Below are 14,517 nucleotides of genomic sequence, written 5' to 3' on the forward strand. Positions count from 1 at the left end.
CTGGGAGTCGCCTGAGTGAGAGCTGATTTTGATTTTTAGTTGTTGCGACGCTTGGCGATGTTACCTATGACGACAACGATAGCCAGGGCGAAGGCCAGTGGTAGGCCCCAAACGCAGAACGCCATCAGCACTGCAGGGATCGCGATGTTCTGGAAATAAAGAACCAGCGTGCCAACTAAAGCCAGCGCCGAAAGTACTGCGATGATGATCGCTAAACGTGAAAGGACCGTCATGGTTTTGGATGTAGTGCTCACGAGTTCCAGTTTAGCGTCGTTGCCGTAGGAGCAACTCGTCAGGCAAAGCAAAGCACGCAAAGATGAATTGTGCTCTAGAGATGACATAATCTTAGATATAGGACTTGAAGCGATTTCGTAGGTTGAGTACCCGGCAAGAAGCAAAGAAGAATCCCGGCTGTGACTCCGCGACATCGTACGTATGAATATGCATGGCGTAGTGAAAGACTCGGTCATGCAACTTAGCTAAGAACGAACGAGGTAAGTGATCATGCCTAGCGGCAAGGTTAAATGGTATGAAAAGGCCAAGGGCTTCGGTTTTATTACCGCTGAAGACGGCAAAGAGATCTACGTCAACGCCGCCGCGTTGCCCGAAGGCGTACACGATCTGCGCCCTGGAACCCGTTTGGAATTCGGTGTTGCTGACGGGCGACGTGGACCGCAGGCGCTGAGTTTGCGCCTACTTGAACAAGCCCCATCGGTTGCCCGAGCCAAGCGTAAAAAGCCGGAGGCAGAAGCGGTCCTCATCGAGGATCTCATCAAGCTGCTCGACAACGTTTCCAATAGCTTGCACAAGGGGCGTTATCCTGAACAGGCATATGGCAAGAAGGTTGCTACCGTACTTCGTGCGGTAGCCGACGATCTGGACGCATAAATAATGGCCCGTAAACCAAAGCTGGACACCATCCTCGCCGACGCAGTAGATCCTGCTCGTGTCGCGCTCGCAGAGATTGCTAGCGCGTCCGAAATCGGTGAATACCTCGGGGTGACCGCCGAAGGTGAGCGACTTGTCACCCATAGATTTGTCTCCCATAAAAAGGGGTATGAGGGATGGACCTGGTTCGCGACGATCGCACGTGTTCCACGGGCCAAAACCAAGGATCTCACGGTGTGCGAAGTCGGTATTATTGCCGGCGAAGATTCGCTGTTAGCCCCTGCTTGGGTTCCGTGGGCGGACCGTTTGGCCAAGGAAGAGATCGAAGCTGCAAAGGCGGCCGAAGAATCTGAAGCGGCAGGCGAGCATGGCGAACCACAGGATTCTGCGGAGTCAGCTGAAGAATCCTTAGAGGCAGAGTCAACAGAGGCTTCAACAGCGAAAGAACTATCAGAGCAACAGCAAGCTGATCAGGACGCGGCCTCGGAGGATGGCCAAGGTCTAACGCACAAGTCACCGGCAAGACGTCAAGTTCGACGCCGTAGAACTGCTCAACGTACGGCCGCCCGCCGCCGGGCTGCGCAACGAAACCGTACGCGCAAAGACAGCTAGATCGTTATTAAGAAAGAAGCGGGAGCTTCGAAGAATCAGTTGATACTGATCTTCGAAGCTCCCGCTTCTTTAGCTACGCCTTAGAGCTGCTCAATGACGTAGTCAATGCAATTGAGCAAGGCCTGAACATCGCTTGGGTCGATCGCGACAAAGGTCGCGATTCGCAGCTGGTTGCGGCCAAGCTTGCGATATGGCTCAACATCAACCACGCCGTTGGCACGAAGCGCCTTGGCAATGGCCGAAGCATCCACCGATTCATCAAAATCAACCGTGGAAATAACGTTCGAACGGTGCTCTGGATTAGCCACGTAGGGGGAAGCGATCGACGAAGCCTCAGCCCAAGCCTGTACCAGACCGGCAGATTCAGCTGTGCGCTGTGCAGCCCACTTGAGACCGCCATTGGAATTGATCCATTTAACCTGAGCGTCTAGACCTACCAGCGTCGTGAGCGACGGGGTGTTGTAGGTCTGGTTTTTCAGCGAATTATCCAACGCGGTCTTCAGATCCAGGAAGTCTGGGATCCAGCGATCGCTGGCAGCAATTTCTTCGATGCGAGCAATGGCAGCAGGGGAGACGAAAGCAAGCCACAGTCCGCCGTCGGAGGCGAAGTTCTTCTGCGGAGCGAAGTAGTAAACATCGGTTTCGGCCAGATCGACATCCAATCCGCCGGCGGCGCTGGTGGCATCAATGACGATCAGCGCATCGTCGTTGGCGCCAGCAACGCGCTTTACCGGTGCAGCTGCACCGGTAGAGGTCTCATTGTGAGGCCATGCGTAGAGGTCAACATCGGGTTCTGCCACAGGGGCAGGAACGGTACCTGGTTCGCCCACGATGATCGACGATGCTTCCAAGAAGGGAGCCTTGTCGGTGGCCTTGGCGAACTTGGATCCAAATTCGCCGAAGGACAGGTGCTGCGCCTTATTACGCACCAAGCTAAATGTTGCAGCATCCCAGAATGCGGTGGAACCACCAACACCAAGCAGAACTTCGTAACCTTCAGGAGCGTTGAACATCTCTTTGAGCCCGTCTTGAACGGAAGCTACAAGATTCTTTACCGGTGCCTGACGGTGGGAAGTCCCCAACAACTTGGCTCCAGCATCGACGATGGCCTGAACCTGTTCTGCGCGTACCTTGGAAGGCCCCGCACCGAATCGACCATCAGCGGGCAGTAGGTTTTGTGGAATTTGGATGTCCGTGCTCATCGCGCTCCTCTTGTAGCGATCGTTTGAAGTGCCTGTCTGGCCACCGATACCAAAGGTTCGGAATATAGAAGGATGGCCTTGGCGTTTCAATAGATATCTTCGCAAATTGCGGAGCTTGAGGGAAAAGCGAGACAGTCGGTTACGACGACTGTGCGGCGGGTTTCATCACTACTTGGTCTGATAGACCAAGTAGAGTGGGATATATACGCCACGTTAAAATCGAGCGAACTTAATTGTTGTGACTTCCAGGAGCGGCTACCGTGTCTGATCTTATCGATACAACTGAGATGTATCTGCGCACTATTCTTGAACTACAAGAAGAAGAGATCGTGGCTTTGCGTGCCCGAATTGCGGAGCGTCTTGGTCACTCAGGTCCTACAGTGTCGCAAACCGTTGCCCGTATGGAGCGCGACGGCTTGGTCGTAGTTTCTTCGGATCGACACCTTGCGCTGACCGAAAAAGGTCATGAATTAGCAACAAGCGTGATGCGCAAGCACCGCCTGGCCGAACGCCTACTGTCAGACATGATTGGCCTGGACTGGGAATACGTTCACGACGAGGCTTGCCGCTGGGAGCACGTGATGAGTGAACGTGTGGAGCGTCGACTTTACGACCTACTGGGTAAACCGACTGTCTCCCCGTACGGCAACCCCATTCCTGGTCTTGAGGTACTTGGTGGGCCCAGCGTGGCTGAAATCTCACATGAAGTACAGAACTTGGATGACGCATTGCTGGCCGGCAACATTGGCCCAGTGGCCATTGAACGATTGGCCGAGCCGATTCAAACGGACCCAATCCTGCTTGGACAACTGAACGAAGGTGGGATTCGTCCCGGTGCCATCGTCACTTTGGAGCGCGCCGACGACTACGTAGTTGTCCGTGTTCAGGGCATCGAAGGTGCGCTGGAGCTTCCAATTGAAGTCAGCGGACACGTGTTCGTTCGGTCTCAAATTAGATAACGAAATTGTAACTTTACCGGATGACCGGTAACGTTTAGTTTTGATGTCATCGCTCTGATGTGCATCATCCGCCTCTGTCGCCACCGCCGAGTGTTGCCCTGCGTCAGAAGTAGGTAAATGGTTTTTGAGGGCAACAGCGGGGGACCCAATATTTTGGCGTGCAAACGCCTTGGGGTGAAGCTCTGTAATTTACAGGCCGACACAATTCTCCATCGTCGAACCCGACAGCTAACTTCGTAGGCGTAACAGTGAGAGGAATGTTTTGGTCGAAACCAAGACTGCGGGACGACGTCGCGCTGCGGATACCGAGATTGATGTGATTACTGAGATCACCGCCTCCGTTACCCAGCGGGCCAACGGACGCCGCGCATCACGCGCCGCTTCTGCTGCTCCCGCAATTACCCCGGTCAAGCCGGTAAATGCAGACTTTGTGGGTCGTCGCTTCGACTCCATTCAGCGCTACGGTGTAGCGCCAGCTCAAAAAGACCTTGCAGCCAAGGATGCTCAGAGCAACGTTGTTTCGCTGCCGCAACGCACAGAATCCCAGACTGCCCCAGCGGCGTCGGTTGATACTGATAGCAATGTCGAGTTCATCGCCACGGTCAAGCACAAGGATCGTAAGTCAAGCCGCGCCGGCTTCAGCCACAAGATCGCTGCCGTTGCTGCGGTATCAGGTTTGGCGTTGGCCGTCGTTGCTCCACAACTCTCTGGTAGCACCGGTGAAGAAGACAAGGCAGTCGCTGCCGAACAGCGCACAGCTACTTCCGCCGTTATCGACGTCAAAGCACCAGCGAGCGACACGGAAATTTCTGTGGAGCGCGCAGCGCTTTCCTCGAAGGTGAATAAGAAGGTCGCCAGCGAAGATAAGTTCTCTGAGATCATGACTGCCTCGGGCGGCGACGTCGCAACGATCAAGGAAACCGCCGGTTTGCTTGACGCTCCGGTAGACAGCCAGCGTATTACATCGAGCTTCGGGCACCGCAAGAATCCCACTGGTGCAGGTTTCATGATTCACAGTGGCACCGATTACGGCGTTGCTAGTGGAACCAAAGTCTACGCAGCCGCCGATGGTGTTGTTGAAGTTGCTGGCTGGGCCGGGCACTCCGGTAACCGCGTTACGTTAGATCACGGCAACGGACTAGAGACCGGCTACAGCCACAACAGCCAGGTATTGGTCAAGGTTGGCGACAAGGTAAAGCGTGGAGATCTCATCGCTTTGTCGGGAACTACCGGCAACTCAACCGGACCGCACGTGCACTTCGAAGTGATCGTTGACGGCCAGTTCAAAGACCCTGCAGGTTGGTTATAACGACGTTCGTCACTATTTCGTGATCAAAACGTGACATTTCAAAAATCATCCTATAGGCTTATACCCGTGCCATGGGGAACCCATGGGCATCTTTGCGTGAGAACCGAGCACTGCCAACACGCAATGAGCAAGTTTTACACAACTCGTACGGCAGTGGCGGGGGAACCATTATCGGGTCATTAGCTTTGGCTAATAACCCTAGGGGTGAAGTGGATAGAGAAGGAAACTTCGAATCCACCGAGGTAACTCCACTTCGAACCCGACAGCTTACCTCGTAGGTATCAAGGAGAGGCATTATTTTGACCAAGAGTCATGCACATGGACGTCGCCGCGCCGACGTTGCACGTACCAATTCGCTACAGGCGATTTCCCAGGCCGTAGCGTCTAACGCTGGCTCGGTAGGTCGTCAGGCTGCCGTCGTAGCAGCAGCATCAGGTTTGATCGTTACCCTGGGTGTTCCAGGCCAGGCTACCGCGCCACGCGATGTATCGGCAGCTCCTGTCGACACTATCAACCCAGAGCGCGTAGCCGTCAAGTCGGTTAGCGTTGCTGCCGACAAGGATGCTTCGGTAAGCATCAAGCGTGCCAGCTTCACCGCTGACGAGAAGCCAAAGCCAAAGCCAGTTGTTATCGCAGTAGCAGATAACATCGAGCCAACCACTCGCACCAGCCAGGCTTCGACTTCGACCGCGTCGACTTCGACCGCATCGTCTTCTTCGACGTCGACCGCGTCGGCAAGCTCCGATTCAGATTCGTCTGATTCGATGGCTCCTACGACTCGTTCGAGCCGTAGCAGCGCAACGAGCACCCAGACTGCCACTCCAAAGGCAGAAGCAAAGACCGAAACCAAGACTGAGTCCTCATCGCAGGTCGCTGGTCTATCCGGAATTGCTGCTACCGCTGCTCAGTACTCAGGCGTTCCATACGTATGGGGCGGCAACACTCCAAGCGGTTGGGATTGCTCGGGCTTCGTCAAGTACGTTTACGCAAAGCACGGCATCAACATCGCCCGCGGCACCTCGGCCATCCTTGGCTCGGGCCAGTTCAAGCGCACGAGCAGCCCTAAGCCAGGCGACCTTGTGTTCCAGAACGGTGGCGGTCACGTTGGCATCTACCTCGGTGGTGGCAAGATGATCGGTGCACAGAACCCAAGCGTTGGCACTTTGGTTCACGACGTATCGCGTAACCCGCTGTACGGCTACTACACCCTAGCTGGCTAATTCCAGTTTTTTCGATGGCCATCGGACGACAATGTCGTGCGATGGCCATTGTTCGTTTAAAAAGATGAACGAAGAATATCCGTAAGGTGAAAAATGCTGGATTTCTTTCGCAAGACTCCCAAATCACCTTGGTCTTCGCATAGGGTATCTCTAGAGACACTCCGATAAGGACGCGAGCTCCATCAATGCCAGATGGTAGCAATCGGTCCAAGAAGGAAGTACGACACATGCGAACACTGGTATTAAATGCAGGATACGAACCCTTAGCGGTCGTAACTTTTAGACGAGCCTTGGTCATGGTCATGACAGATAAAGCCACCATCGTGCTCCAAGATGATGATTCACCAGTTCGCAGTTCCCACGGGCAGTTACCCAGACCCACTGTTATCGTGCTCAAGCGCTATGTAAGACGCCCCTACCGAGACATGCAACATGTCACGCGTAGGGGCGTTTTGCGTCGAGATGCCTTTACCTGCGCCTACTGCGGTAAGTCTGCGAACACTATCGACCATGTGATTCCACGAAGCCGGGGAGGGCAGAACACTTGGGAGAATCTGGTGGCTGCTTGCCTGCTCTGCAACAGCCGTAAGGCCGATAAGATGTTGTCTCAGCTCGGCTGGCAACTTCGGGTGACGCCTCATCGACCGCGGGTTGGGGGACACTTGGTTTCCGGGTTGCAGCATATCGATGCGGCATGGGACGAATTCCTACAGGCCAGCTAGGCGTTGGAGACTACTATCGTTCGTATCTGTACAGGTGGTCACTTCTGGGCGCTGCTGATTGCTTGAGGGAGCACGAAGTCACGAAGTAGTGGTGCGATGTCCTTTCGGAGCAAGGCATCTTCTGGTGCTATCCATAGCACTTCTTCGAGTTCAGCTAGGGGAGTGAGCTGCCCATCAAAGCGCGCTGAAAACAAGGATGCATGGATGGAGGTATCTTCCTCGTTGGCCGCTGGTCCGACCCACTCACCGTCAAAGGTGAGCTTTTCAGGGGTGAACAAGAGGCCGAGTTCTTCGTGAATTTCTCGAATGACGGTTTGTAACGCAGACTCGCCGATTTCTGGCTTGCCGCCTGGTTGCATGAACTTTGAGGTGCCACGCTTTCGCACTAAGAGGATTTCTCCTCGACTGTTGATTAATCGTGCGGCTGATATCGTCAAAATTTTCTTCACTAAAACACAATATCGCGTGAATCCTCACATTAATAGTGGTAACGTGCTTAATTGGATCTCCAACGTTTTTAGTTGTTTCTCCCAGTGGTCAACTTACTCGCAGTATGGCAGACCAGTAGCTGGTTGACAGTGAATCTGTTGGAACAGAAAGATCGATCCATCTACTTTACAGAACAATGGAGCAATAATGCGACGGGGTACAAATCTAGGCCGCTTGGGCGACTTCAACCAGGCAGTCATTCTCGAATCAATTCGACGCGCGCCTGACGGCATCAGCCGTGTAGAACTTGCCGGTTCCACTGGTCTGTCGCCACAGACCATTTCCAATGTTGTCCGTCGTTTGCTGGATGACGGAATTGTCCGAGAAGACCGAACGATTGTATCCGGGCCAGGCAAGCCTCGCACCGTCTTGGAGCTTGAAGGCAACCGCCTGGTTTCCATTGGCATCCACCTAGACCCGAGCGTCATCACCTTCGTGGCGATGAACCTGCGTGGCGAGGTATTGCGTGAACGTCGTGTTGAACTTCCTAACTTGGAGGTCGCTAACGAGACCATCCAGCTGATGGCCACCACCGTCAAGGAACTGATTGCTGAAATTCGTGTGCCAAAGAAGCACATCGTTGGTGTAGGTATCGCTGTTCCAGGTCCGGTTAACGTGGAAGAGGGAATCGTTCTGAATCCGCCACTGCTGGACGGCTGGGCTGATGTAGAGCTCGTCAACCCACTACGTAAGCTGTTGCGCTTACAGGTCATCATCGAAAAGGACACCATCGCTTCCGCTGTTGGTGAGTTGTGGCAGTCGAAGGAAGAGAAGAACAACGACTTCGTCTTCGTCTACTGTGGCCACGGCTTCGGCGCAGGTCTTGTGCTCAACAACGATGTTCACCACGGCGCGAGCAACAATGCTGGCGAAATCGGACACTACTCCACCGGTCACAAGTCAATCGTCTGTGAAGAGTGTGGCGCCGATGATTGCCTCGCAGCAGGTACTTCGTACGAGTACCTCTCGGCACAGGCCAAGGAACGCGGTCTGGATCTGCCAAGCTACGAGATCGTCGGCCCAGAACAGCGTGCAGAAGGCATGAATAAGCTGTACGAATTGGCCAATAGCGGCAACAAGGTAGCCAAAGAACTGGTAACCGAGTCGATGGCTCTAGTTGCCGAAGTTGCAGGTCAGCTCGCCAACTCACTGGATGTCCGCGAAGTCATCTTCGGTGGCCCGCAGTGGGGCAAGGTCCGCGAACTCGTTGAAAACGATGTACGCGAGTCCGTCGAACGCCGATTCGCGCTGCGTGGCGTTCACGACATTGAAACGCGCACTTCCGATCTCGGCGCCAATGTCGGAGCAGTCGGTGGCGCTTGTGTCGTCATGGATGCTTCACTATCACCAAAGGCAACGGCACTGTTGCTTCGCTAGTCGAAAAATCTACTCAAAAACTGTGGGGCACATTCTTGATGAATGTGCCCCACAGTTGTATCCCGGATATGAAAAGAGCTTTGTTTTCTGAACGAATCAGAAAACAAAGCTCTATATGTGCCCCTGACCGGAATTGAACCGATGGCCTACCCTTTAGGAGAGGGTCGCTCTATCCAACTGAGCTACAGAGGCGAGGGCGTGAAAACACCAACAACACTATCTTACTAGGATGCTGGGGGTAAATCTCACGCTTGTTCCTACTCGGTTCCCTCGCGGATAGCCAGAATCTTTTGTTTCAGTGCGCGATTGGCGCGTACCCCGCCGATACCGACGATAAGACCAGCAGTAATTATCAATAGTGCCCATCGGATAGTGGTCAATATGGACGCCAGAGCAACCAGACCGGGGGAGAGCTCGCCAGTAAAGAGGGCATCAATCGCGAAGTTTTCCCAGATATCGATGACGGCAAAGCCCAATGGGGCCAGCCATGCTAACCAACGCCTTTGGCGGTTGGGAATCCATCGGATGAACAGCAGCATGGAGAAAACGGCAGTAAACATCGGAAAGAGGAACCCGGCGGTCTTGTGTAGATAGTTAAGCTGGCCGATAGCGTCGGCATTCATCGCTGAGCGCAAGGCCTCGATGTCTGCAACGGTGTAGCCAAAGACTCGTTGATCTGGCATGGACAGAGAATCGCTCAAGTCTTTCATTTGCACCATGGTCAGTACGTGGTAATAGACAAATAGAGCCAAGCAAACCACTAAACCAACCGATATCAGGAGCATCGGGTTCGACTTATTTTCTTGAGAACCGTTTCTTGCTACTCGAGCGGCTACTGGGTTCGCGCGCAGTTGTTGCTCTTGCGCGTTAAAATGACTTGCCTTGCGATATTCTTTGGTTTTCTTGACCTTCTTTGCCATACAGTCCATTATGCCTGTGCCTTGGCCTGCACTTTTCAACGGCCACCGGAAAGTGTCCGTATGGACACGTAGACTGGCTACATCATGGATTTTCTTTTTGATGATTTCGCTTCGGATTCCGCACAGCCAGTCATGCCGACTGCAGAGGAATTATTGATCGGCATGAACCCCCAACAGGAGGAGGCCGTACGCTATGCTGGCGGCCCACTGCTCATCGTTGCCGGCGCAGGTTCAGGAAAGACCCGAGTGCTAACTCACCGTATCGCATACCTGTTGGCGACCGGTCGTGCCCGTCCACACGAGATCCTGGCTATTACCTTCACCAACAAGGCCGCCGCCGAAATGCGCGAACGTGCGGCCGAGCTCATTGGCGAAGACAAAGCGAAAAAGATGTGGATTTCCACGTTCCACTCATCGTGTGTGCGGATCTTGCGTCGCGAAGCGGCAACCATCGGGCTGAAGTCCAGCTTCTCCATCTACGACTCGACTGACTCATTGCGACTGATCACCCTAGTTGCAAAGTCATTGGAAATAGATCCGAAGCGATTCACGCCCAAAGCGATAGCTCATAAGATCTCTTCTTTGAAAAATGAACTCATCGATGATGAGGACTATGCGGCGACGATTAATACCAACGACCCGTTCTCTCGGGCTGTTGCTGAGGTCTACCGCGGTTATACGCGGCGCATGCGTGCGGCTAACGCGCTGGACTTCGATGATTTGATCGGCCAAGTTGTATACATGTTCCGGGCGTTCCCACGTCTGGCAGATAGCTACCGTCGCCGTTTCCGACACGTGCTCATCGATGAGTATCAGGACACCAACCACGCGCAGTACTCGTTGATTCGTGAACTTACTGGAGTTGAAGGGGAGACCACGCCGGGAGAACTAACGGTTGTTGGCGATTCCGATCAGTCGATTTATGCCTTTCGTGGCGCCGACATTCGTAACATTATTGAGTTCGAGAAAGACTACCCGAACGCAGCAACGATCAAGCTGGAACAAAACTATCGTTCCACCCAAACGATTCTGTCAGCCGCCAACGAAGTCATTAAGCGCAACCCGGACCGCAACGACAAGCGTTTATGGACCGCCAGCGGCGACGGGGAACTCATTACCGGTTACGTCGGCGAATCCGAGTCCGATGAAGCACGCTGGATCGCTGAAGAAATCTTGCGACTCAACGATGAAAACGACGTTCGTCCTGGCGACGTTGCCATCTTCTATCGCACCAATGCACAATCACGCGCGTTGGAAGAACAACTCATGCGTGTGGACCTGAAGTACCGAGTGGTTGGTGGAACTCGGTTCTATGACCGCAAAGAGATCAAAGACGCGCTCGCCTATCTGCGCGCTTTGGTGAACCCTGACGATGACATCAATGTTCGGCGAATCCTCAACGAACCCAAACGAGGCATTGGTGATCGAGCCGAAGGCGCGGTGGCTGCTCTGGCTGAACGCGAGCGTATTTCCTTTATGGAAGCCTTGCGCCGTTCGGACGAGGCACCCGGATTAGGAACCCGTGGAATTAAGATGACCACCGCGTTTGTTTCCTTGATGGATGACTTGCAGACCGTCGCGGAAGGCTCTGGCCCTGCCGAAGCGTTGGAAGCGGTGTTGGAACAAACTGGATATCTAGAGACGCTGCGCCTTTCCACCGACCCGCAGGATGAGTCCCGGGTAGAAAACCTCGCCGAACTGGTGGCAGTCGTTCGAGACTACGTCAATGATGAACCTGAAGGCGGTTTGGGTGGCTTCCTAGAGCGGGTGGCTCTGGTCGCCGATGCAGACCAAATTCCACAAGCCCCCAGTGATGATGAAGGCGCGGCCATGGCGGCGAAGGAAGGCATGGTCACCTTGATGACCCTGCACACTGCCAAGGGTTTGGAATTCCCGGTGGTCTTCTTGACCGGTATGGAGCACGGTGTCTTCCCGCATCAGCGCTCAATGACCGATGAAAAGGAACTAGCAGAAGAACGTCGCCTGGCATACGTTGGCCTAACCCGTGCACGTGAGCGCCTCTACCTTTCTAGAGCAGAGCAACGAAGCTTGTGGGGTCAAGCCCAGTACAACCCTGCAAGCAAGTTCTTGGAAGAAATTCCAGAACAACTGATCGACTGGAAGCGTGAGGGTTCTACTGGCGGAGGATTCGGCTTTGGCAATTCTGCGGTGAATTTCGCCACCAGCAGATACGAACGTGGTTCTCATTGGGGAGCCGGTTCTGCATCCTCCGCACCAGCTCGTGGCACCAGTGCCGCCCCGGTAGCCAAGCAACGAGTCGTACAAAACAAGGACATCACTATTCCCAAGGTTGGGCAATCGGTGAAGCATTCCGCGTTTGGCTTGGGAACTGTTATCGCTCTGGAAGGAGCAGGAGACAAGACAGTTGCTAAGGTTCAATTCCCAGATTCAGAAAAGCGACTGTTGTTGCGTTATGCGCCCCTCGAAATTGTCGAATAAGTAAGCGAAGAATTGTGTTGCCTTCGTCACATTCCCCGGCTTTTCGCGCAAATTCCCGAGTTTCTCTACGTGTTGTAAAAGTGGGAACTTTCAAGAAGTCGGGATAGTCTGAGAGGTGCGCACGGGCTACGGCGCCTTATGACGTCCGTTTGTTGCGGTGCGCTCTCTTAGGTATGGCATGGATTTCGGTCCGTGGCCATGCCGCGAGTCAGCATGAACTTCGAACGAAGGACACAAACCCGTGGACCTGTATGAGTACCAGGCGCGCGATCTATTTGAGGCACACGGTGTTCCCGTGCTTGCCGGTATCGTCGCTTACACCCCGGAAGAAGCCAAGGCCGCAGCTGAGAAGATCGGCGGCGTAGTTGTAGTAAAGGCACAGGTCAAGGTCGGTGGCCGCGGTAAGGCTGGCGGCGTTAAGGTCGCTAAGACTGCCGATGAGGCTTTCGAGCACGCATCTGCCATTCTCGGTATGGACATCAAGGGCCATACCGTGAACAAGGTAATGATTGCTCAGGGCGCCGACATCGCTGAGGAGTTCTACTTCTCGGTACTGCTGGACCGTGCAAACCGTAACTACCTGGCCATGTGCTCGGTAGAAGGTGGCATGGAGATCGAGGTGCTCGCAGTTGAGCGCCCAGAGGCTCTAGCTAAGGTCGCCGTTGACCCAATCGTAGGCATTGACGCCGCGAAGGCTGCGGAGATCGTGGCAGAAGCAAACTTCCCTGAAGAATTGCGTGCCAAGGTTGCGGAAACCATCCAGAAGCTCTGGGTTGTTTTCAAGGAAGAAGACGCAACCCTCGTTGAAGTTAACCCACTGGTAAAGACCGGCGCCGGCGACATCGTCGCACTTGACGGCAAGGTCTCCCTGGATGACAACGCATCTGAGGTTCGCCACCCAGCTCACGAAGAGCTGGAAGACAAGGGCGCAGCCGATCCACTGGAAGCTAAGGCAAAGGCTGCTGGCCTGAACTACGTCAAGCTGGACGGCGAAGTAGGCATCATCGGTAACGGTGCTGGCCTGGTTATGTCCACCCTGGACGTTGTAGCTTACGCTGGCGAGAACCACGGTTCGGTCAAGCCAGCTAACTTCCTTGACATCGGTGGTGGAGCTTCGGCTGAGGTTATGGCTAACGGCCTTGACGTCATCTTGAACGACCCACAGGTCAAGTCGGTCTTCGTCAACGTCTTCGGTGGTATCACCGCATGTGACGCTGTCGCAAACGGCATCGTTGGCGCGCTCAACACCCTGGGTGATGCAGCGAACAAGCCACTGGTTGTCCGCCTGGACGGCAACAACGTTGAAGAGGGTCGTGCCATCTTGGCCCAGGCCAACCACCCGTTGGTCACCCTGGCAGCAACCATGGATGAGGGCGCCGATAAGGCTGCCGAGCTCGCCAACGCAGCGAAGTAAGAGGGATAAGCGAACAATGAGCATTTACCTGAACAAGGACTCTAAGGTCATCGTCCAGGGCATCACCGGCGGCGAAGGCACCAAGCACACCGCCCTGATGCTCAAGGCTGGCACCAACATTGTTGGCGGCGTGAACGCCCGCAAGGCTGGCACCACCGTCACCCATGGTGATCAGGACATCAAGGTTTACGGCACCGTGGCTGAGGCTAAGGCCGAGACCGGCGCTGACGTATCGATTGTCTTCGTGCCACCAAAGTTCACCAAGGACGCAGTTGTTGAGGCTATCGAGGCCGAGGTTGGCCTCGTTGTAGTCATCACCGAAGGTGTCCCAGTACAGGACTCCGCTGAGTTCTGGGCTCTGGCACAGTCGAAGGTTGACGCCGACGGCAACCAGATCACCCGCATCATCGGTCCTAACTGCCCAGGCATCATCACCCCAGGTGAAGCACTGGTTGGTATCACCCCGAATAACATCACCGGCAAGGGCCCAATCGGCTTGGTTTCCAAGTCCGGCACCCTGACCTACCAGATGATGTACGAACTGCGCGATCTGGGCTTCTCGACCGCAATCGGCATCGGCGGTGACCCAGTTATTGGTACCACCCACATCGATGCACTGGCTGCTTTCGAAGCTGACCCAGAGACCAAGGCCATCGTTATGATCGGTGAGATCGGTGGCGACGCTGAAGAGCGCGCAGCTGATTACATCAAGGCCAACGTCACCAAGCCAGTTGTTGGCTACGTGGCTGGCTTCACCGCTCCTGAGGGCAAGACCATGGGCCACGCAGGCGCCATCGTTTCCGGCTCGGCTGGCACCGCACAGGCCAAGAAGGAAGCACTGGAAGCTGCTGGCGTCAAGGTCGGCAAGACTCCTTCGGAGACTGCACGCTTGCTGCGCGAGGTTTTCGCAGCTCTCTAAGCTAACTTAGAGCTAAATAAATGCCC

The 14,517-nt window shown here is 54.6% G+C and carries 14 protein-coding genes, 1 tRNA gene and 2 riboswitches; of the genes, 10 read left to right on the top strand and 5 right to left on the bottom strand.

All coding sequences use genetic code 11. From position 1 onward, the window contains the following. Positions 1 to 35 precede the first annotated feature (35 nt). On the bottom strand, positions 36 to 254 hold the full coding sequence (locus tag FJV47_RS13960; protein WP_159614038.1) for a hypothetical protein: 219 nt from the start codon (positions 252 to 254) through the stop codon (positions 36 to 38). Between the two features lie 250 nt (positions 255 to 504). Between FJV47_RS13960 and FJV47_RS13965 the strand changes: the two genes are divergently transcribed. Together FJV47_RS13965 and FJV47_RS13970 are read left to right on the top strand one after the other, a co-directional pair. Beyond that, positions 505 to 888 (top strand): cold-shock protein, encoded by a 384-nt coding sequence (locus FJV47_RS13965; RefSeq protein WP_131090330.1) that lies wholly within the window; start codon positions 505 to 507, stop codon positions 886 to 888. A 3-nt stretch (positions 889 to 891) separates the two neighbouring features. Further along, complete coding sequence (locus FJV47_RS13970; protein ID WP_159614040.1) at positions 892 to 1,500, top strand: DUF3027 domain-containing protein; 609 nt, start codon at positions 892 to 894, stop codon at positions 1,498 to 1,500. 80 nt (positions 1,501 to 1,580) lie between these two features. Here FJV47_RS13970 and serC read toward each other — a convergent pair whose 3' ends face one another. Next, positions 1,581 to 2,702 carry a phosphoserine transaminase gene (serC, locus tag FJV47_RS13975; RefSeq protein WP_159614042.1) on the bottom strand — a complete coding sequence of 374 codons (1,122 nt, stop codon included), beginning with the start codon at positions 2,700 to 2,702 and terminating at the stop codon, positions 1,581 to 1,583. 260 nt (positions 2,703 to 2,962) lie between these two features. Between serC and FJV47_RS13980 the strand changes: the two genes are divergently transcribed. The 4 genes from FJV47_RS13980 to FJV47_RS13995 all read left to right on the top strand — a co-directional run bounded on the left by FJV47_RS13980 (position 2,963) and on the right by FJV47_RS13995 (position 6,912). Next, on the top strand, positions 2,963 to 3,661 hold the full coding sequence (locus tag FJV47_RS13980) for a metal-dependent transcriptional regulator (protein WP_159614044.1): 699 nt from the start codon (positions 2,963 to 2,965) through the stop codon (positions 3,659 to 3,661). Between the two features lie 91 nt (positions 3,662 to 3,752). Continuing rightward, positions 3,753 to 3,919, top strand: a riboswitch (cyclic di-AMP (ydaO/yuaA leader). A gap of 4 nt (positions 3,920 to 3,923) precedes the next feature. After that, complete coding sequence (locus FJV47_RS13985; RefSeq protein ID WP_159614046.1) at positions 3,924 to 4,970, top strand: M23 family metallopeptidase; 1,047 nt, start codon at positions 3,924 to 3,926, stop codon at positions 4,968 to 4,970. Between the two features lie 125 nt (positions 4,971 to 5,095). After that, a riboswitch (cyclic di-AMP (ydaO/yuaA leader) is annotated at positions 5,096 to 5,266 on the top strand. A 3-nt stretch (positions 5,267 to 5,269) separates the two neighbouring features. Continuing rightward, positions 5,270 to 6,190, top strand: coding sequence for a C40 family peptidase (locus FJV47_RS13990; RefSeq protein WP_159614048.1), 921 nt, complete (start codon positions 5,270 to 5,272; stop codon positions 6,188 to 6,190). A gap of 227 nt (positions 6,191 to 6,417) precedes the next feature. Further along, positions 6,418 to 6,912, top strand: a complete 495-nt coding sequence (locus FJV47_RS13995; protein ID WP_159614050.1) for an HNH endonuclease — start codon at positions 6,418 to 6,420, stop codon at positions 6,910 to 6,912. A gap of 38 nt (positions 6,913 to 6,950) precedes the next feature. On the opposite strand, the gene FJV47_RS14000 is transcribed toward FJV47_RS13995, so the two are convergent. Beyond that, positions 6,951 to 7,361, bottom strand: a complete 411-nt coding sequence (locus tag FJV47_RS14000; RefSeq protein WP_159614052.1) for an NUDIX domain-containing protein — start codon at positions 7,359 to 7,361, stop codon at positions 6,951 to 6,953. 187 nt (positions 7,362 to 7,548) lie between these two features. Here FJV47_RS14000 and FJV47_RS14005 point away from each other — a divergent pair, with 187 nt between their 5' ends. Further along, positions 7,549 to 8,778, top strand: a complete 1,230-nt coding sequence (locus FJV47_RS14005) for an ROK family transcriptional regulator (protein ID WP_159614054.1) — start codon at positions 7,549 to 7,551, stop codon at positions 8,776 to 8,778. A gap of 118 nt (positions 8,779 to 8,896) precedes the next feature. On the opposite strand, the gene FJV47_RS14010 is transcribed toward FJV47_RS14005, so the two are convergent. Further along, a tRNA-Arg gene (locus tag FJV47_RS14010) sits at positions 8,897 to 8,970 on the bottom strand. 65 nt (positions 8,971 to 9,035) lie between these two features. Next, positions 9,036 to 9,698, bottom strand: a complete 663-nt coding sequence (locus tag FJV47_RS14015; protein WP_159614056.1) for a hypothetical protein — start codon at positions 9,696 to 9,698, stop codon at positions 9,036 to 9,038. Between the two features lie 84 nt (positions 9,699 to 9,782). Here FJV47_RS14015 and pcrA point away from each other — a divergent pair, with 84 nt between their 5' ends. The 3 genes from pcrA to sucD all read left to right on the top strand — a co-directional run bounded on the left by pcrA (position 9,783) and on the right by sucD (position 14,491). After that, positions 9,783 to 12,158, top strand: coding sequence for a DNA helicase PcrA (gene pcrA, locus FJV47_RS14020; protein WP_159614058.1), 2,376 nt, complete (start codon positions 9,783 to 9,785; stop codon positions 12,156 to 12,158). A 241-nt stretch (positions 12,159 to 12,399) separates the two neighbouring features. Beyond that, positions 12,400 to 13,572 carry an ADP-forming succinate--CoA ligase subunit beta gene (gene sucC / locus FJV47_RS14025; protein ID WP_159614060.1) on the top strand — a complete coding sequence of 391 codons (1,173 nt, stop codon included), beginning with the start codon at positions 12,400 to 12,402 and terminating at the stop codon, positions 13,570 to 13,572. Positions 13,573 to 13,588: 16 nt separating this feature from the next. Beyond that, positions 13,589 to 14,491, top strand: a complete 903-nt coding sequence (sucD, locus tag FJV47_RS14030) for a succinate--CoA ligase subunit alpha (RefSeq protein ID WP_159614062.1) — start codon at positions 13,589 to 13,591, stop codon at positions 14,489 to 14,491. Positions 14,492 to 14,517 lie beyond the last annotated feature (26 nt).

The sequence above is a fragment of the Glutamicibacter sp. JC586 genome, assembly GCF_009805585.1.
Classification (GTDB): Bacteria; Actinomycetota; Actinomycetes; order Actinomycetales; family Micrococcaceae; genus Glutamicibacter.

Bases quoted from the DNA above. Each gene is read 5' to 3' on its own strand.
- FJV47_RS13965 (WP_131090330.1), top strand. From the start codon at position 505: ATGCCTAGCGGCAAGGTTAAATGGTATGAAAAGGCCAAGGGCTTCGGT.
- FJV47_RS13970 (WP_159614040.1), top strand. From the start codon at position 892: ATGGCCCGTAAACCAAAGCTGGACACCATCCTCGCCGACGCAGTAGAT.
- serC (WP_159614042.1), bottom strand. From the start codon at position 2,702: ATGAGCACGGACATCCAAATTCCACAAAACCTACTGCCCGCTGATGGT.
- FJV47_RS13995 (WP_159614050.1), top strand. From the start codon at position 6,418: ATGCGAACACTGGTATTAAATGCAGGATACGAACCCTTAGCGGTCGTA.
- FJV47_RS14005 (WP_159614054.1), top strand. From the start codon at position 7,549: ATGCGACGGGGTACAAATCTAGGCCGCTTGGGCGACTTCAACCAGGCA.
- FJV47_RS14015 (WP_159614056.1), bottom strand. From the start codon at position 9,698: ATGGCAAAGAAGGTCAAGAAAACCAAAGAATATCGCAAGGCAAGTCAT.
- pcrA (WP_159614058.1), top strand. From the start codon at position 9,783: ATGGATTTTCTTTTTGATGATTTCGCTTCGGATTCCGCACAGCCAGTC.
- sucD (WP_159614062.1), top strand. From the start codon at position 13,589: ATGAGCATTTACCTGAACAAGGACTCTAAGGTCATCGTCCAGGGCATC.